We start from the raw sequence: 17,140 nt of genomic DNA, 5'->3' as shown, positions 1-17,140 counted from the left end.
CTTGGAAACAGCAGGGGTGAGATGCTCGTCTTTTCGTGTCACCTCCTGCTTGACACGTCCTCAAATCTCGCCTCAATGGCTATACCCCGGCGATCCGTGCTCCGCCGTGCTTGCAGGAAGTCGCGAACATGACGCAAATACCCGAACGCATCCTTGTCCAGGCTCATCTGGCGGCCAAGCAGCCTCACCCGCTTACGCCTGCAGATGAGCTGCGCTTGCGCAGCGAGATTGCCGCTGAGCTGAAGAAGCAGAATGCGGTCCTGGTGGCCCATTACTACACCGATCCGGTGATACAGGCATTGGCCGAAGAAACCGGCGGATGCGTATCTGATTCGCTGGAAATGGCGCGCTTCGGTAATGAGCACTCGGCGCAGACTGTCGTGGTCGCTGGTGTTAAGTTCATGGGGGAAACGGCGAAGATCCTCAACCCCGAGAAGCGCGTGCTCATGCCTACACTGGATGCCACCTGTTCACTGGACCTAGGTTGCCCGGTGGAAGAGTTCTCCGCGTTCTGCGATCAGCACCCTGAGCGTACCGTCGTTGTGTATGCCAATACCTCCGCGGCGGTAAAAGCGCGGGCAGACTGGGTCGTCACGTCCAGCTGCGCACTCGAGATCGTCGAAAGCCTGATGGACAATGGCGAGAAGATCATCTGGGCGCCTGACAAGCATTTGGGCAGCTACGTGCAGCGCGAAACGGGCGCTGACATGCTGTTGTGGGATGGCGCCTGCATTGTTCATGAAGAGTTCAAGGCCAAGCAGTTGGAGGATATGAGAGCGCTTTACCCCGAGGCTGCAGTGTTGGTCCATCCGGAATCGCCTGAGGCTGTCATCGAGCTCGCCGACGCTGTGGGCTCGACCAGTCAGCTGATCAAAGCGGCTCAGACTCTGCCAAATTCAAGGTTCATCGTTGCCACCGATCGCGGCATCTTTTACAAGATGCAGCAGCTGTGTCCCGACAAAGAGTTTATCGAGGCGCCAACGGCGGGTAGCGGCGCCGCTTGTCGCAGTTGTGCCCATTGCCCGTGGATGGCGATGAACACTCTGGAGCGCACATTGGAATGCTTGCGAGCGGGCAGTAATGAGATCTTCGTGGATCCGGCGCTGGTGCCTCGGGCAGTCAAGCCGCTCAAACGTATGCTGGGCTTTACCCAGGCGGCCCGGATCAGGCAGGCAGGTAACGCCTGATCGTTGCGCCACGCAGGGCTGCTGCGTTGGCGCAATTTCTTGTCCAGTTAGCTTAGCCAATGGCCTTTAGCGCAACATTTCCTCGACCATCCGCTTCTCGTCCATCAAGGCCTTCTGTCTGGCGTCGATCCGAGCGGCTGCCTGAAAGTTGTTCGAGCGGCGCTTGGCGAAATCCAGTTGTTCAATCGCCTGATCATAATTGCCAACCAGCGCGAAATACTCCGCCCGACCTTGGTGCAGGCCGATGATGTTTCCGGTGAGCCCACGAATCTCTGATACCTGATACCAGATGTCCGGATCTTTCGAGCGGGCCGCGACCAACTTGTCGAGCTCACTTTCGGCTTCCTGCAGCTTATTCTCTTTTATCAGCAGATCAATGTGGGTCTGCCTCACCGGATAGCTTCCAGGATAGAGCTGAAGCAGTCGTTGAGTCCGCTCGCGGGCTGCGGCGAGCCGGTTGGCGGTGATGTCCAATTCGACCTGGGCCAGGTTATAGATAACGTTTTCTGGCTCTTTCGCTAGCAATGGATCCAGTTCTTTACCTGCCTCCGAGAGCTGTCCGCTCTTTATCTGTGCGAGCGCCAGCCCGTAGCGTGCTGCGTCCAGTTGCTGGTCTTCGGCAAGCATCGCACGGAAGCGCTTGGCGCTAAGCCCTGGTGTGCTCTCGAACTTGAGGTCAACGCGCGCCCTCATCAGCTGATAGCGCAGACTATCCTTGACGCCGCCTTCGGGGAATTGCTCGGCACGGTTATTGGTATCGGCGATACGCGATTCGGTAACCGGGTGGGTCAGGAGAAACTCGGGTGGTTTCTGGTCGTAGCGGTACTGTCGCATCAGTCGGCTGAACATCTGCGGCATGGCGCGAGGGTCATAGCCGGCTCGCTCCAGATTGACGATGCCGATTCGATCCGCCTCTTGCTCATTCTGTCGTGAAAAGCGTCGCTGCGCCTGAATTGCGGCCGCCTGGGTAGAGACGATGGCAGCGATACCCGCATCACCTGCGCCAGCGGCCGCAGCGACCACCCCGGCGAGCATTGCAGCCATCAGCGGCAATTGCATACGCTTTTGAGCCTCTAGGCCACGCGCAAAGTGGCGCTGGGACAAGTGCGCCAGTTCATGCGCCAGTACCGAAGCATATTCTGCCTCGGTCTGCGCATGCAGAAACAACCCACCATTGACACCAATGATGCCGCCTGGCGCCGCAAAAGCGTTCAGCTGTGGGCTCTCGAGCAGAACGAACTCCAGGCGACGATCCTGTAGCTGGCTGGTTTCGGCCAGCCGATACACGCTGCGCTCAAGATAGTCTTTGAGCAACGGATCCGAAAGTTGCGGAACCTGCCCGCGAAGCAAGCTCAGCCAGGCGCGACCCAGCTGGTGTTCCTGCTCCGGCGAAACGATGCCTGAGCTGGAGTCGCCTAGGGAGGGAAGATCATTGGCCATCGCCGGCTGGCCGATCAGGCATGCGAGCGTCAGCAGAGTAGGGCGCAGCAGTTTCATCCAGACTGGCTCATGAGGACGGGAGGGGTACTGTAGCCTTGTGCCTGGTTACTGGCCAGAGGCGGGGGCAGGTCGGTATCCTGCAAATCTTTCGAGGAGATGACCATGACTCAACAGAGCGTGTCCGACGCGGGCTGTGATGCCGAGCTGGACGCCGCGGGGCTGCAGTGTCCAATGCCTCTACTCAAGGCGAAACTGGAACTCAATCGCCTGGGAAGCGGGCAGACTTTGAAGGTCACCGCCACTGACCCGGGGTCGCAGCGTGACTTTCGCAGCTTCGCCAGACTGGCCGGGCACACCTTGCTGCGCGAAGAGGTCGATAATGGCGTCTATCAATACTGGTTGCGAAAGGCCTGAGGCCGCTAAGGAAATACATGCTTAACGTGTTACGTGGCTGGGTCCATCGCTATTTTTCCGACGAGGAAGCGGTGGTGCTGGCCGTTTTGCTGGTGGTCGCATTTGCTACGGTACTCACCCTGGGTCACATGCTTGCCCCTGTTCTTGCAGGCCTGGTACTGGCGTTCCTGATGCAGGGGCTGGTCGGGGCGCTGGAGCGCGCGCGAATTCCGCATCTTGTGGCGGTGTGGCTGGTGTTCCTTATGTTCGTAGGGGTGTTAACGATATGCCTTCTGTTTTTGGTGCCTTTGCTTTGGCAGCAGGTTTTGACACTGTTCAATGAGTTGCCGCGGATGTTGGTCGAATGGCAGTCACTGCTGTTGCTGCTGCCGGAGCGATATCCGCAGCTGCTAACGGAGGAGCAGGTGCTGCGGGGCATCGACTTCATGCGCGGTGAGGTTGGCCGCTACGGTCAACTGGTGCTGACTTCTTCGCTTTCCAGCCTGCCACTGCTTCTAAGCCTGATGATCTACCTGATCCTCGTACCGATTCTTGTGTTCTTCTTCCTCAAGGACCGTCAGCAGATCAGTGACTGGTTGAGCGGATACCTGCCGCGCGAGCGCGCGTTGATTACCCAGGTGTCGCAGGAAATGAACATGCAGATCGCCAACTACATCCGTGGCAAGGCCATCGAGATCCTGATATGTGGCGTGGTGTCGTATGCGGTCTTCGCGGCGCTGGAATTGAACTACGCGGCGTTGATGGCGCTTCTTGTAGGCATCTCTGTCGTGGTGCCCTACATCGGCGCTACTGTCGTAACCATCCCGATAGCCCTGATTGGCTTGTTTCAGTGGGGGCTGGGCGATCAGTTCATCTACCTGATGGTTGCATACGCCATCATCCAGGCGCTGGACGGCAATGTACTGGTGCCGTTGCTGTTCTCCGAGGCGGTTAACCTGCACCCGGTGGCGATCATCTGTTCGGTATTGCTGTTCGGTGGGCTTTGGGGGTTCTGGGGAGTGTTTTTCGCTATCCCATTGGCAACGCTGTTCAAGGCTGTTCTGTATGCATGGCCGCGCAGAGCCGCTACAGTTCCTGTGGTTGAAAGCGTCGTGTAGAGCGAAGAAGGCCGGTATGAACCGGCCTTCTCTCATTTACGATGAAGTGCCTGAGCAGCTTGCAGGACAGCCTCGACGTGCCCCGGGACCTTGACGCTTCGCCACTCGTGACGAAGCACTCCTTCGCTGTCGATCAGGAAGGTGCTGCGATCTACACCCAGATATTCCTTGCCGTATAGCTTCTTCAACTTGATTACATCGAAAAGCTGGCAGAGCTGCTCATCCTTGTCGGAAATGAGCTCGAAGGGAAAGCCCTGCTTGGCTTTGAAGTTCTCATGCGTCTTCAGGCTGTCCCTGGATATACCGAAAACCAGGGTATTGGCCTCGCCGAATGCCTCGTGAAGGTCACGGAACCCCTGGCCCTCAGTGGTACAGCCCGGCGTATTGTCCTTGGGGTAGAAATAGAAGACAGCTTGCTTGCCCTTGAGCGTTTCAAGGCTGACCTGGGATTCGCTGGTGGCGTGAGCGTGAAAAGGCGGGACGTGTTGGTCGATTTGAACTGCCATAGTCGGCCTCCTTGTCAGGGGTTCTGCGGGCGCCAGGGCTCGATCAGTGCATCGAGATTGAGTGCGTCGGCAAAGTCCAGAAATTGATCGCGCAACCAGCTGATCTGCGTGCCGGCTGGAAGCGTCACGGTCAAGGTCGCATTGAGCATGGTGCCGCCGGTCTGAGGGGCCTGGTAGGTGTCGCAAGTCAGGCTCTCGAGCTCAACGCGATGGTCGATGAAGAACTGGCATAGCTCATTGAGGATGTCTGGGCGGTAAACCGAGCTTACATACGCAACGTAGGGCAGCGCCTGAGGGCGGGTTTCCAATGCTTCACTGCGCACTACGTTGGTGGTGAACTCATGCTTCTTGGCCAGCGCCGGAAGTGCCGTTTCCATGCGAGCAAGGGCGTCCCATGTGCCGGTGATCTCCAGAACCAATGCACAGCATTCGCCATGCCGGGTCAAGCGCGTGCTGACGACGGCGCAGCGGTTCTCATTGCTGGTCCTGCAAAGCACGCTGGTAAGCGCCATTGGGTTGCGACCCATTGCGCTGATGACGAGAAACTGTTCTCGGGGTACTGGGGGGGTGGACATTCATGTTCCTGGCGGTAGTGAATCGGTCGGCCAGCCAAGCCGAAAACAGCTAAGGGTAGCGAAAAGCGTTGCGCGAGGGAATGACGGGCCAGCCGTAGTGAGACGAAGGGCGTTGCTGGCGTCTGATCCATCCGACAGTAGGATGCGTCCAGCGTACTCGCAAAGCGCTCGGGAGCCTTGTACCATTACGCCTCTCTTTTTCCGGCAGGAGTGGGTTGCATGATTGCGGGCAGTATGGTGGCGTTGGTCACTCCCATGGACGCGCAAGGTGGTCTTGATTGGGATAGCCTGAGCAAGCTTGTCGACTTCCATTTACAGGAAGGCACCAATGCGATCGTTGCAGTCGGCACCACAGGTGAGGCTTCCACGCTTGAGGTTCCGGAGCACATCGAAGTGATCCGGCGTGTAGTGGATCAAGTCAATGGCCGTATCCCGGTGATTGCCGGAACCGGCGCCAATTCCACTCGCGAAGCCGTCGAACTGACCGAAAACGCCAAGGCTGCTGGCGCCGATGCTTGCTTGCTGGTGACGCCGTACTACAACAAGCCGACCCAGGAAGGCATGTACCTGCACTTCCGCCACATTGCCGAAGCCGTTGCAATTCCTCAGATCCTCTACAACGTGCCCGGCCGTACTGCCTGCGACATGCTGCCTGAAACCGTCGAGCGCCTATCCAAGGTGGCGAACATCATCGGTATCAAGGAGGCGACAGGCGATCTGAAGCGCGGTCAGGAAGTGCTTGATCGTGTCAGCAAGGATTTCCTCGTCTATTCCGGCGATGACGCCACAGCGGTCGAGCTGATGCTGATGGGCGGCAAGGGCAATATATCGGTTACCGCCAATGTCGCGCCGCGTGCAATGAGTGAGCTCTGTGCTGCTGCGATTGCAGGTGACGCGGAGAAAGCCCGGGCGATCAACGCTCTGCTTATGCCGTTGCACCAGACCTTGTTCCTCGAAGCGAATCCGATTCCGGTCAAGTGGGCGCTGCACGAGATGGGCCTGATGCCGGACGGCATTCGCCTGCCTCTGACGTGGCTCAGTCAGCGCTGTCAGGAGCCGCTTCGCAATGCTATGCGTCAGTCCGGTGTACTGGCCTGAATAGTCTCCGGTGTACTGATTTAACAATGAAGGAACATGCATGAAGCGATTGGCCGGCCTATCGACCCTAGCCTTGATCATCTCTGGAACCAGCGGTTGTGGTTGGTTGTGGGGCGACGACGGATATTTCCGCGACCGTGGCAGTGACTACCTGCAGGCTCAACAAGTGCCGCCGATGCAGGTCCCGGCTGGCGCTGCTTTGCGTCCTATCGAGCCGCTGCTTCCCATACCTCAGCAAGTGGCCGATTCACGCTCTACTGGTGAGTACGAAGTACCGCGCCCTCAGCGCCTGTTGATCGCGGAGGAAGCTGGCGAATTCTCTCTGCAAACCTCTGATAGTGCTCGCTGGCTGGTGGCGATGCGTGCCCCTTCGCAGGTCTGGGCTGCGGCTCGGCAGTTCTTTACCGACAATGGCTTTCAGATTGATGAAGAGCGGCCGCAGACCGGTGAGTTCGTAACAGCCTGGCAGACTCGCGATCAGCTGGCGCCGGCGCTGGTGCGCAACCTCGGTCTTGGCGATGGTGAAACCCGTGTGCGGGTCCGGATCGAGCCCGGCGTGCAGCGAGATACCAGTGAGATCTATCTGGTCAGTGTTCAACGTCCTGCCGGCAGCGGTGCTGACGTGGCCTGGCCCGACGCGCCGATCAATGCCGAACTCGATCGCGTGCTGCTTGATGAGTTGCATGCAGGGCTCAACCGTAGCACCGAGCAGGGCGGTTCGGCCTCATTGCTCGCAGAGCGTGAATATGACGCTCCAAGCCGAGTTACGCTCAGCGAGGCAGGTACTGGCAGCCCAGTTCTCCAGCTCGACACGGACTTCAACCGGGCCTGGTCGAGCGTAGGCCGTGCACTGCAGGCCAGCGACATTCTTGTGGAAGATCTGGACCGGAGCCTGGGTGTTTATTACATCAACCTGGCTGAAGGTGCGGCCAACCCTGACGACAAACCTGGTTTCTTTTCTCGGCTGTTCGGCGGTGCGCCGGATCGCGAAAAACTGGATGCACGGGCCGAGCGGTATCAGCTGCGCCTTACCGATGTCAGCGGCAACGTACAGGTCTCGCTCGACAAGGATCTGGATACGGTTGCCCCGGCAGATGTGGCGCGTCGTGTGTTGAACATGCTCAAGGAAAGTCTGGACTGATCGCGCTAATCGATCCGTTCCAGTCAATGCAGGCGAAACCTCTGGTTTCGCCTGTTTCGTTTGATGACAGACCTATTGCCAAGGCTGCGGATCACGCAGCCAGGCGATGACTTGGTAGCCGCGAGAGTCACCATGACCATTACTCCTTCACTCAGCCTCAAGAAAATCTACTCAGGCAAGGTTCGCGACCTCTACGAGATCGACGACAAGCGCATGCTGATGGTCGCAACCGACCGGCTATCCGCTTTTGACGTGATTCTCGCCGAGCCGATACCGGAGAAAGGCAAGATCCTGACCGCGATATCCAACTTCTGGTTCGACAAGTTAGCCGAGCTGGTTCCCAACCACTTCACTGGTGACAGGGTAGAGGATGTCGTCTCAGCCGAGGAATTGCCGTTGGTGGAAGGGCGCGCAGTGGTGGCGAAGCGCTTGAAGCCGGTTGCTGTCGAGGCCATTGTGCGTGGCTACATCGTCGGTTCAGGCTGGAAGGAATATCAGAAAAGCGGAACCGTTTGCGGTATTGAACTCCCGGCTGGTTTGAAAGAAGCAGCCAAGTTGCCGCAGCCAATTTTCACACCATCGACCAAGGCCGCTGTGGGTGATCACGACGAGAACATCTCGTTCGAACAATGCAAAGCCATCATCGGCGAAACGCTGGCCGCTCAGGTCCGTGATACCTCCATTGCGCTCTATACCGCTGCAGTCAAATATGCCGAGACCCGCGGCATCATCATTGCCGATACCAAGTTCGAGTTCGGCCTCGACGAGAATGGCACCCTTACGTTGATGGACGAGGTGCTGACTCCCGATTCCAGCCGATTCTGGCCTGCAGACAGTTATCGTGAAGGGAGCAATCCGCCGAGCTTTGACAAGCAGTTCGTACGTGACTGGCTGGAGTCCACCGGCTGGAACAAGGAGCCACCAGCCCCCCCTGTACCCACTGACGTGGCTCAGAAGACTGCCGACAAGTACCGCGAGGCACTGACCCGACTTACCGCCTGATCGCGAGTTCTACCAACTTGATTTATCGAGGCTGTAATATCGTGCGCACACAGCGGCACGCAAAGCCCTGATAAGCGGGAAAAAAGCAGCTCGGTGGGGTTCGACAATCGTTCGTGAACTGCTATGATGCGCGCCGCTGGAGAGATGCCGGAGTGGCCGAACGGGACGGATTCGAAATCCGTTGTACCCTCGCGGGTACCTAGGGTTCAAATCCCTATCTCTCCGCCACCATAAAAATCGTTGTAAATCAAGCACTTACAGCGATTTGTGAACCTCAATTTGTAGCAACGCTTTGTAGCAGATTCTTGCTCAGTTGCTTCAAGTTGAGGTTTTTTTTCGTCTGTGGTTTGCGTCTGCTCTCCGGCGAGCCTAATTGCTGCTGCTGTACGATACCGAGATGGTAGGTTGGCTCGCTGACGCTTCTTTGAAAGCCGCACCGCGCTGTTGCCGTTGCGCTCGATGAGTAGGCGTAATATGATCAAGACCGCATGGGCGTACCGCCCAACTGTGACAGTCAAGACGAAAAAACCCGAGATTTTGCTAGCTGTTGTTAGGCTAGCGGTGTTGCATGCAGCGCCACGTGGGATGGCGGCCAGGCCTCAGCCTTGGACCGACAATAGACCCCCAGTGATCGGCCTGACTTGCAGAGTGAAGGCGGCTTTCTTTGGGTGTTTTGGTGTAAACAGCTTCGCTCTGCTGCTCCGTTCGGGGATGTCAGGTCGATACCCTAATCTAGGGTCATCATGGACGAATTTTCTTTTAGCAAGACTACCAACCAGTCAATATCTAATATTGCTAACCTTGCTTACGCTCTTGATGTATCTGAAGAGCTGATTGATGAGGCTCTAGCTTTACCAAGCGATCAACGATACACGCCCCATCGTCCCGGCAACGGTAATCGTTTGGTGTATCGTCCTCACCCGCTGATTAGAAAAATTCAGCGAAAAATAAAGAACAGGATCTTGGTTGATCTTGTTCGATATCCTCGGTATCTATATGGTTCATTGCGGGATGTTGGTTTCCCCCGTGACTATATTTCGTGCGCGCAAGTCCACTGTCTGTCAAAAAGTGTTTTGAAAATTGACATAACTAAATTCTTCGATAACATTAGTGCGAATGTTGTTGAAGACATTTATTCAGATTTCTTCAGTTTTCCTTTCCCGGTTGCGGACGTATTAGCGAATCTATGCACTCATGAAGGGTGGGTTCCACAAGGGGCTCCTACATCAAGCCATCTTGCTAACTTGTGTTTTTTTAGGGAGGAGCCTTCTTTAGTCCGGCAGCTGCATCGGCAGGGTCTACGCTATACTCGGCTAATCGATGATATTACCATTTCTTGTGATAGCTACGGATACGACTTCACAAAAGACGAAGAGAGGGTACGGCGCCTTATTACCGAAAAAGGATTTTCAGTAAATGAAGCTAAAACAGGACTGCATTATCAAGGTAACAGTAATATCAAGATACACGGCCTGAGAATAAACTTTCCTAAGCCTCAGATGACGCAGGAAGAATCTCGGAATATTAGGGTTGCAGTACATCAAGTGGAGCAGTGGGCGGCAGAACCTAATTGTCGAACAAGTATCGCGTACAGGAAGCTCTTCGAAAGCACTTCTGGGCGAGTCAATAAGCTCAAGAGATTAAGCCATTCGAAGTATGATCGTTATAGGAAGCGGCTTCAGAAATTATTACCACTGCCTTCGAATAAAGACTATGACAGATGCATAGGCCTTTATAATGGCGTCGTTGCTGATGCGGCTAAAGGTGTTCATAGTTTTAGATACTATCGTCGTTATTGCCTTCTCCAGAATAGGTTGAACCTAATTCAGCGGACTCGCTCATATCGTGCTGAAGCTGTTCGAATGAGGGCGGTCTTGAAAGGGTTAAAGCCGACATACAAAAATGATATTTAATTTTAAAGCGCCTTTCCTTTTTGTTGCGTTTATTCTAACCGCCGGCCTGAGTTTGGCAACCTTCTCTGCGGTGCGTACCGCGATGATCCGTGGCTATTCGTTTTGTTTCTCGGAAGAATGTATCAGATTTGCTGTTCAGGTTTTTGAAGGTTCAATGAGCTTTGCAAAATATACTCTGGAAATTGGCGCATCACTTGCCACGGTAATTGGTGTGTATTTTGCGCTTCAGACTTATATTGATAGTGTGAGAGCGCGAATTTCGGCGGAAAGAAAAGTACATATGATAGGTGTCTTGGAGCATGTGCGTTCTGCCTCTGAAATGTCAGGCGTCATGCTTACTACCAGCCAAGCTAAAGAACTTTATGATTTGATATTTCCAAGGTCGATTGATGGTTGCTTCGATCCGTCTAGAGACTATTTGCTGCGAATCAATAACCTGCGTCAATTTATCAAAACAAGAAGTGCAGGTTATGGAAGTGCTGAAGGGTTTTCCAGGGACGAGCACGCTCGATCTATTTATTCTTTGTTGAAAGTATTTAGTATAGAGTTTGAGGAAGAGCGACCTGCTCATTCCTATAATCACGAAACAATGGCGTTGAAGTTTCTAGATAATTTGAATACTAACATTGGCTGTGCCGATGCTCAGCTGTCCGGTATTGATCGGCTATATAGATCGGCGTTCAAGTCATGAGTTTGACTTTGCTTAGGCGGAGTTGGATGCGTTGGGTGGGCAAGAATCGGTTTAACTTTGAAGATTTGCTGCTACGCAATAAACAGAACGGCATGCCGCAGGTAGTAGCGCGTTTTGCTATGTAAACGATAACGTTGCGTGTGCTGTCTTGTGAGGACGGGCATTTGAGTACTCCAGGTGTCAGATATGAGAGATTGCTTTTTTGGGCAGCGCCAATAACGCTCGCTGCGTTTGCCGTATTTATTTTCACTGTCGGCTACAACACCTATTCGGATAGGGTGAAGGCGAACTGCTACGATGCCGCTGCTAAGATCGTAAATGACGATATTGAAGAATTCTCAAAGGTTTGGGCTGAAATTAAAAGTAGTGGTAGGACTGACAAGGAAGTGGCTATAAAATCTGGGGATGAGGTGATTTATTGGTCACGCCTTCGGACTGAATTAATCATCGGCCTAAATTTTAGATGCTGGCAAGCAATAAGCGATGAAGACCGATTTTTTGAGAGAGACCCGAATATTACAGTAAGGGAGTTGAAGCGATTAGCAGATGAACTAAGGAAGCAGCCCGTAAAGATGTATGGTATTGAAATGCCGGATGTTGCTTCCATTGGTCTAGGCGGCACAAAAATTCAAATTGCAATGTCAAATTTTGTACAGGCCCTTCAGGTCGCTCTGGCTCCAGTGATGCTGTTGTGGCTAGGGAGCCTATATCACACCCGATACCGGGAGATACTAGCTTTTAGGACGCACGCTGATATTCTTAGCGTGCACCCCCACGTAATAAATGTTTTTCCAGTTGGTTATTATCCGACGCTCAAAAAAAGGAATTGGTTGAAGTCTCACGCGCCAGTATTGTGGGCGGTTTGGAGTTTTTTGGTTCGTGTCTCGTTGCTTCTATGCTTTATAGCCCCTGCAGTAGCGTTCTACATTGGTTCACTGTTTTTTCAGCCTGTTTTTGGATACTGGCTACTAAACTTATTTGCCGGTTTTTTGGTGGGTATATATGCTTTTGGCGTGCTGCTTATCGAGGCTGGTGCAGGCCTCAAGCACTTTGAGGGCGAGGTAGCGTTGCGATAGCGCAGATTTTCGGACGTTTTTAAGAGAATCAGCCTGTTAGAATACATCTTAGGCCATGAATACAGTGCAAAATTCGTGTTTACCTGACTTCCACCTTGCTTCTGATCCCTGTTGATGCCAGTAGTATCGCTTTGATGCTATTTGTAGCAAAAATTTGTAGCAAAACCGGCTTGAGGCCCCGTAGACCGCGTGTTTGCTGGGTTTGGAGGGTAAAAATATAATTTCCCTATCTCTCCGCCACTAATCTGAACAACAGAAAGCCCCGCCACACTTAGTGTGTTGCGGGGCTTTTTGTTTTAGGTCCGGTGGCCCCCTTATTGGTTGCTCTACTGCCTGTGGTTCATATTCTCTGAGCGAGCTGGCAACCGTCGCTTTGGCGCTTTTAGAAGGTGCTAATCGGAGTTCAGGCGCGACGGCTGGTGCAGTGACGTGTAGAGGCTGACCACGGTTAGCTCATGGCGGAGTTCGCCAATGAGCTTGCTGACAGCTTTCGCAGTGCCAAAGCCACTCATCTGAATGCCTGCGACGAGAAGGCGCGGCTCTCCGGTGGCGGCGTCGTAGATGCGGATCCTGGCGCTTGATAGATCATGCGAGCAGCGACAAGAGAGCGGCGTGAACGCGGTTTCGACAATAGCGCTGGCCATCTTGAAGGTGATAGGCATGGTAATCCTGAGCAAGCAGAAGGTGTCGGACGTAGGAGCGGTCCGGCCAGGGTCGAGAAAGGTGCCAAGCGGCTGATACGCTTACGCCACTCCAAGCGGCGGTGTCAGCGAGGTGCAGACGAGTGTCGTTTGAGCGCTGTCGTGGGGAAGATAAAGGGCAGCCTCGCCGAAGCGAGGCTTACACACGTTAATCCATTGTTCCTTTTTGCGGATTCCATTTCCGCAATCCTGCAAACGGTCCCGGTTGCTTGCGCATCCCTATGCGTCATGTGCATGCCCATTATTGGGTCTGATGAGAAAGCCCGTAATGGCAAAGTGCCTGCTAATCTTGTAAGCATTCACTTACGGCCGACGAGTGGCAATGTGCTATCTGATTGTCCGTTGCGCGGACATTTAGCGCACGTGCTACAGGCTCAACGAGAGGGATATAGCTCCACCACGACGCCAGGGTTTGGCCGATTCATCACCTGATTCATTGCCTGAACCAGTGAGGCCTGGGTGAAGGGTTTCGCTAATGTATGGCGTCGACGGTTGCCTTCTGTGAGGTCGGCGTAACCGCTCACGAGAAGGACAGGCAGCCCGGGGCGTTCCGTCTGGAGGGTGTCCGCCAGCTGTGCGCCAGTCATTCCGGGCATCATGTGGTCTGTAACGAGGATGTCGAAATGGCTGCGACCTCGCAGCAGGCTCAGTGCGGCCAATGCACTGTCGACAGCAGTAACGCTGTAGCCGAGATCCTCAAGCAGGGCGGAGGTGTTTTCGAGCACCAGCGCATCATCGTCCACCACAAGGACCGTGAGGGATGCACGAGGAGGCACGGCAAGTGCATGAGCGTGATTGCCGCTATTTTCTGAGTTTTCGACGTCATGCTTTTCCGCGCTCATGGTTGAAAGCGGAAGCCATAACTCGATGGTCGTACCCTTTTCAGGCGTGCTATGGACCTGTAGACGGCCGCCAGACTGCTCAGCCAATCCGTGCGCCATCGACAGGCCAAGGCCCGTGCCTTTGCCAGGGCCTTTGGTGGTGAAAAATGGTTCGGTTGCGCGTGCCAGTATTTCAGGGGTCATTCCGCAACCGTTGTCGCATACCACAAGGACGACATATTCCCGGTTGCAGTCTTTGCCCTCTAGCGTCGCTGACCGACACTGGCCTTCGATACAGATCGCACCGCCATTGGGCATCGCATCCCGTGCATTGACGACCAGGTTGATCAGCACCATTTCGAGTTGATTGGCATCCACATACGCCGGCGGCAGGTTGAGCGGGAAGCGCATATCGACAGTAATGTTGGCGTCGACCGATCGCTGCAGCAGTTCGCGCATGTCCATCACCAAGTCCGGAAGCGAGACCGAGCTAGGCCGCAGCTCCTGCTTGCGTGCGAATGTCAGTAGACGTTGGACCAGGCCTTCACCTCGCCGAGTGGCCAGCAGCGCATTCTCGATCAAGTGCTCTATCCGGCCCTCTGCACGGGGCACCCGCTTGCGCAGCAGCTCCAGATTCCCAGCTACTACCGCAAGCAGGTTGTTGAAGTCATGGGCGATGCCTCCGGTCAGCTTGCCGACCGCCTCCATCTTTTGCGCCTGACGCAGTGCGGCTTCTGCCTGACGCCGCTCGCTTATGTTCACCAGCCCGCCCAGAATGAGCGACCCACCGGACACTTCCTCGATTCGCGTCGAAGCCAGCACGTCGACGAAAATGCCCGCCCTGGCGACCAGACGGTACTCGGCATTGAGGCATTCACCGGTTTCCAGTAGTAGCGGCCAGTCATGCTCGAGCATCTGCCGAGCCGAGGCTTCCGTCATGAAGCTGACTAGGTGCCGCCCTAACACGTCCTCGCGGCGGTAGCCGACGAGCGCCAGCCATGTATCGCTCACCGAGGCCAGCCGCCCATCCGAGTCGAGGGAGTGGAGGGGTAGGGGAGTCTTGCTGTAAAGCTCCCGGAAGCGCTCTTCGCTCAGCCGCAAGGACGAGGCCTCCCGCTCGCTTATCATCGCTTTGCGCCTGTCGTGCATCGAGGCTGCCAAACCGAAGTACAACACGATGAATGTGGCGCCCGATACCGCGGAGGCAAGCGTCATCAGGTCCAGCCCTTGGCCGGACATCGGCATGTCCGCGTCGAGTGGCGCAAATCGAGCGCCAGCCATGGCGGCGTAGTGCATACCGGCTATGGCAAATCCCATCGCTACTGCCGATACGCCTTGCAGCAAGGGTCTCGCTCCCTTGTCTGATAACCATAGCGCAACGGTGGATGCGCCAATGGCAATCCCGAATGACAGCGCAACCCATGCTCGGTCGTAGCTCAGCTCGGCGTGCAGGGTCATGGCCTCCATACCGATGTAGTGCATGGCGCCGATACCTAGCCCCATGAAAAGGCCGCCGACGCCTAGCGTGATGAGGTTAGAGCGGGCTCCTACTGCGAAGAAGCTGATGGCGGTTACCAGTATCGGCACGAAGAACGACAGTGCCGTCAAACCAAGATCGTACTGGATGTCCATTCCGGGCATGCCTAAGGCAAGCATGCCGATGAAGTGCATGGACCAGATGCTCAGCCCCATGCAGGCGGCTGCGGCGGCCAGCCATACATGACGGGGCCAGCCGTGCGCGACGCGCGATCGCCCAGCGAGATCAAGGGCGGTAAAGGAGCCAGCGACTGCAATCAGTATGGAAAGGGCGACCAATGCGAGGTTGTAAGTCGTATGCATGGGCGTTCACTACCGATGTTGATGATTGGAGTTTTGCATGCCTATCGAAGCCCGACGTAGATATAGACAAGCGGCAGCAATCCTCTAGATACCCGGTTTTCGATCTTGCTATCGGTGAATGGACGGGGTTCGAGCCGTGCTCAACCATTCAAACACCGATATTTCTTGCTGCAACCAATGTGCAGCTCGATATCACTGTGACATCATTCGCGTCGCTATAATTCGCGAGAGAAAAAACATGGGAACGGTGATACTGCTAACGCTCATGGCAAGTTCTATTGCCCTTAGCTTCTACTTGATGTGGAAGGCATTCAGCGTGTTGCCAAAGCACTCAATCAGTGAGCAACGTCAATCCGCCCCGTTAGTTCCCGAACCTACAGCGGCCAGTTCCATGCCTGAGGCCGTAAGCGCCAAACCCTGACCGTCGCCTGACAGCTGCAACCCTCAGCAGCACGGTCGCGTTTGACAACACAACCGATCTCCTTGGCTGCTAAGCCATCAATCCATGCTGTCCCCTTCGTCCTCGCCGGCTTCGTCTTCTTCAGTGACTTCCGGTTCGCTGTTGGGGTGGTTGGTCATGCGCGGATCCGGGTCCTCGCCCGTTGGGTTCTGATACCCATGAGCCGATGCGTCGTCGTTCTGTTGCTGCCGGCTTTGGCGGGAATCTTGTCCGCTCTCCGATGGCGCCGCATGAACTGCCGTGCCCGCCAGCAGCGCAGCCAGAAGCGTGGCTGTCATAGTCGAAATGTTCATCTATTAGCCCTCGATGCAATAAGCGGATGCTCTCTGTTTGGGACCTGCCCCATAGGCGATTGTTCGGGTGCCTGCGATCGCCGGGCCTGAAAGAAACCGGGCTGGCACGTCGCTGCTGTTGTGCTGTCTTAGGCAAGCAAGCGACTCCGAGGACTAAAATGATCGATTGGCTAAAAGACAATCACCAGCTGATATCGCTGGTGATATCCGCCAGCACCCTGCTGGTTTGGGTGTTCTATGCCCAACTTCTGTTGCTCAACTTCCAGCGTCAGCGCAAACCGAGCCTCATCATTAATCGAGGGGCGGGGCATGGGCTGAGTTCGCTCTGCCTGATTTCGAACATGAGCGCTGAACCCATGTTCATCAACCAGTTGGTGGTGCGCATCGAATCGTCCAAGGGGCCTTTGGAACTCGATGTCACCGATATACGCCAGAGCATCGACGACGAGACAGCAGCATCGCCCGACCTGGCCATTTATCAAGCGACACACCAAGGGCCGATACGCAGCGGTGACTTCATCCATGTCGGTACTTTCAAAGGCATGCTGCAAGGCGTCGCGGAACGTCACGGAATCGAGCTGGACGGTTACAAGCCTGTTGGGGACTGGAAGTTCCACACCCTTGAGGTGCGCGCTGTAGCGTTTTACGGGCCTGAACGTCATCCCATAGGCGTGCTGCGTCGGTTTCAATTGGCTGACCGTGGCGAGCCGGATTGCGTATTGATACCCGAGAGCCCATTCACTGAGCAGCTGCTGTCTCGTCGCGATCGTCGCACAGTGCTTGGATGGCTCAAGGAGACGCCCTAGCATCGGGAATTAGCGGGCAGGGCGGGCCGCCGTCTCTGCTAGCCTTTGTCGAAACTTGTATGCATAAGCCGCCGGCCAAC

General features: G+C 55.3%; 16 protein-coding genes and 1 tRNA gene. 11 read left to right on the top strand and 6 right to left on the bottom strand.

Annotated features, from left to right (window positions below):
- Window positions 1–128: 128 nt before the first annotated feature.
- Window positions 129–1,187 carry a quinolinate synthase NadA gene (gene nadA / locus EA797_RS10320; protein ID WP_122165115.1) on the top strand — a complete coding sequence of 353 codons (1,059 nt, stop codon included), beginning with the start codon at window positions 129–131 and terminating at the stop codon, window positions 1,185–1,187.
- Between the two features lie 66 nt (window positions 1,188–1,253).
- Here nadA and EA797_RS10315 read toward each other — a convergent pair whose 3' ends face one another.
- The gene (locus EA797_RS10315; protein ID WP_122165114.1) at window positions 1,254–2,684 is read right to left on the bottom strand and encodes a M48 family metalloprotease; all 1,431 of its coding nucleotides are present in this window, start codon (window positions 2,682–2,684) and stop codon (window positions 1,254–1,256) included.
- A gap of 105 nt (window positions 2,685–2,789) precedes the next feature.
- Between EA797_RS10315 and EA797_RS10310 the strand changes: the two genes are divergently transcribed.
- Together EA797_RS10310 and EA797_RS10305 are read left to right on the top strand one after the other, a co-directional pair.
- The gene (locus EA797_RS10310; RefSeq protein ID WP_122165113.1) at window positions 2,790–3,041 is read left to right on the top strand and encodes a sulfurtransferase TusA family protein; all 252 of its coding nucleotides are present in this window, start codon (window positions 2,790–2,792) and stop codon (window positions 3,039–3,041) included.
- 17 nt (window positions 3,042–3,058) lie between these two features.
- A complete protein-coding gene (locus EA797_RS10305; protein WP_122165112.1) occupies window positions 3,059–4,138 on the top strand; it encodes an AI-2E family transporter in 1,080 nt (359 codons plus the stop codon).
- Window positions 4,139–4,170: 32 nt separating this feature from the next.
- Here the strand turns inward: EA797_RS10305 and EA797_RS10300 are convergent, their stop codons facing one another.
- Together EA797_RS10300 and EA797_RS10295 are read right to left on the bottom strand one after the other, a co-directional pair.
- Window positions 4,171–4,644: a peroxiredoxin gene (locus tag EA797_RS10300; RefSeq protein ID WP_122165111.1), complete on the bottom strand. Its 474-nt coding sequence runs from the start codon at window positions 4,642–4,644 to the stop codon at window positions 4,171–4,173.
- A gap of 14 nt (window positions 4,645–4,658) precedes the next feature.
- Complete coding sequence (locus tag EA797_RS10295; RefSeq protein WP_122165110.1) at window positions 4,659–5,219, bottom strand: glycine cleavage system transcriptional repressor; 561 nt, start codon at window positions 5,217–5,219, stop codon at window positions 4,659–4,661.
- A gap of 219 nt (window positions 5,220–5,438) precedes the next feature.
- Between EA797_RS10295 and dapA the strand changes: the two genes are divergently transcribed.
- The 7 genes from dapA to EA797_RS10265 all read left to right on the top strand — a co-directional run bounded on the left by dapA (window position 5,439) and on the right by EA797_RS10265 (window position 12,140).
- Window positions 5,439–6,317: a 4-hydroxy-tetrahydrodipicolinate synthase gene (gene dapA / locus EA797_RS10290; RefSeq protein WP_122165109.1), complete on the top strand. Its 879-nt coding sequence runs from the start codon at window positions 5,439–5,441 to the stop codon at window positions 6,315–6,317.
- Window positions 6,318–6,357: 40 nt separating this feature from the next.
- Complete coding sequence (gene bamC / locus EA797_RS10285; RefSeq protein WP_122165108.1) at window positions 6,358–7,458, top strand: outer membrane protein assembly factor BamC; 1,101 nt, start codon at window positions 6,358–6,360, stop codon at window positions 7,456–7,458.
- A 132-nt stretch (window positions 7,459–7,590) separates the two neighbouring features.
- Complete coding sequence (locus EA797_RS10280) at window positions 7,591–8,460, top strand: phosphoribosylaminoimidazolesuccinocarboxamide synthase (RefSeq protein WP_122165107.1); 870 nt, start codon at window positions 7,591–7,593, stop codon at window positions 8,458–8,460.
- Between the two features lie 138 nt (window positions 8,461–8,598).
- A tRNA-Ser gene (locus EA797_RS10275) sits at window positions 8,599–8,688 on the top strand.
- 515 nt (window positions 8,689–9,203) lie between these two features.
- Window positions 9,204–10,373, top strand: a complete 1,170-nt coding sequence (locus EA797_RS10270) for a reverse transcriptase family protein (RefSeq protein WP_122165106.1) — start codon at window positions 9,204–9,206, stop codon at window positions 10,371–10,373.
- Window positions 10,363–11,064, top strand: coding sequence for a retron Ec48 family effector membrane protein (locus EA797_RS21695; RefSeq protein WP_147456815.1), 702 nt, complete (start codon window positions 10,363–10,365; stop codon window positions 11,062–11,064). Before EA797_RS10270 ends, EA797_RS21695 begins: the two co-directional genes overlap by 11 nt.
- Before the next feature lie 164 nt (window positions 11,065–11,228).
- Window positions 11,229–12,140 (top strand): hypothetical protein, encoded by a 912-nt coding sequence (locus EA797_RS10265; RefSeq protein ID WP_147456814.1) that lies wholly within the window; start codon window positions 11,229–11,231, stop codon window positions 12,138–12,140.
- Window positions 12,141–12,532: 392 nt separating this feature from the next.
- Here the strand turns inward: EA797_RS10265 and EA797_RS10260 are convergent, their stop codons facing one another.
- From EA797_RS10260 to EA797_RS10250, 3 genes are all read right to left on the bottom strand, one after another.
- Window positions 12,533–12,802, bottom strand: a complete 270-nt coding sequence (locus EA797_RS10260) for a DUF1652 domain-containing protein (RefSeq protein ID WP_122165104.1) — start codon at window positions 12,800–12,802, stop codon at window positions 12,533–12,535.
- Between the two features lie 413 nt (window positions 12,803–13,215).
- Window positions 13,216–15,501 carry an MHYT domain-containing protein gene (locus tag EA797_RS10255; RefSeq protein WP_122165103.1) on the bottom strand — a complete coding sequence of 762 codons (2,286 nt, stop codon included), beginning with the start codon at window positions 15,499–15,501 and terminating at the stop codon, window positions 13,216–13,218.
- 498 nt (window positions 15,502–15,999) lie between these two features.
- On the bottom strand, window positions 16,000–16,254 hold the full coding sequence (locus tag EA797_RS10250; RefSeq protein WP_122165102.1) for a hypothetical protein: 255 nt from the start codon (window positions 16,252–16,254) through the stop codon (window positions 16,000–16,002).
- A gap of 158 nt (window positions 16,255–16,412) precedes the next feature.
- Here EA797_RS10250 and EA797_RS10245 point away from each other — a divergent pair, with 158 nt between their 5' ends.
- A complete protein-coding gene (locus tag EA797_RS10245) occupies window positions 16,413–17,060 on the top strand; it encodes a hypothetical protein (RefSeq protein WP_122165101.1) in 648 nt (215 codons plus the stop codon).
- The last annotated feature ends 80 nt before the right edge of the window (window positions 17,061–17,140 follow it).

The organism is Stutzerimonas zhaodongensis, from assembly GCF_003696365.1.
GTDB lineage: Bacteria > Pseudomonadota > Gammaproteobacteria > Pseudomonadales > Pseudomonadaceae > Stutzerimonas > Stutzerimonas zhaodongensis.
The sequence above is the reverse complement of the archived record's forward strand: the minus strand, read 5'-3'. Positions and strand labels throughout refer to the sequence as shown.

Coding starts and splice junctions, on each gene's coding strand:
- nadA (WP_122165115.1), top strand. CDS start 129: ATGACGCAAATACCCGAACGCATCCTTGTCCAGGCTCATCTGGCGGCC.
- EA797_RS10315 (WP_122165114.1), bottom strand. CDS start 2,684: ATGAAACTGCTGCGCCCTACTCTGCTGACGCTCGCATGCCTGATCGGC.
- EA797_RS10310 (WP_122165113.1), top strand. CDS start 2,790: ATGACTCAACAGAGCGTGTCCGACGCGGGCTGTGATGCCGAGCTGGAC.
- EA797_RS10305 (WP_122165112.1), top strand. CDS start 3,059: ATGCTTAACGTGTTACGTGGCTGGGTCCATCGCTATTTTTCCGACGAG.
- EA797_RS10300 (WP_122165111.1), bottom strand. CDS start 4,644: ATGGCAGTTCAAATCGACCAACACGTCCCGCCTTTTCACGCTCACGCC.
- EA797_RS10295 (WP_122165110.1), bottom strand. CDS start 5,219: ATGTCCACCCCCCCAGTACCCCGAGAACAGTTTCTCGTCATCAGCGCA.
- dapA (WP_122165109.1), top strand. CDS start 5,439: ATGATTGCGGGCAGTATGGTGGCGTTGGTCACTCCCATGGACGCGCAA.
- bamC (WP_122165108.1), top strand. CDS start 6,358: ATGAAGCGATTGGCCGGCCTATCGACCCTAGCCTTGATCATCTCTGGA.
- EA797_RS10280 (WP_122165107.1), top strand. CDS start 7,591: ATGACCATTACTCCTTCACTCAGCCTCAAGAAAATCTACTCAGGCAAG.
- EA797_RS10270 (WP_122165106.1), top strand. CDS start 9,204: ATGGACGAATTTTCTTTTAGCAAGACTACCAACCAGTCAATATCTAAT.
- EA797_RS21695 (WP_147456815.1), top strand. CDS start 10,363: ATGATATTTAATTTTAAAGCGCCTTTCCTTTTTGTTGCGTTTATTCTA.
- EA797_RS10260 (WP_122165104.1), bottom strand. CDS start 12,802: ATGCCTATCACCTTCAAGATGGCCAGCGCTATTGTCGAAACCGCGTTC.
- EA797_RS10255 (WP_122165103.1), bottom strand. CDS start 15,501: ATGCATACGACTTACAACCTCGCATTGGTCGCCCTTTCCATACTGATT.
- EA797_RS10250 (WP_122165102.1), bottom strand. CDS start 16,254: ATGAACATTTCGACTATGACAGCCACGCTTCTGGCTGCGCTGCTGGCG.
- EA797_RS10245 (WP_122165101.1), top strand. CDS start 16,413: ATGATCGATTGGCTAAAAGACAATCACCAGCTGATATCGCTGGTGATA.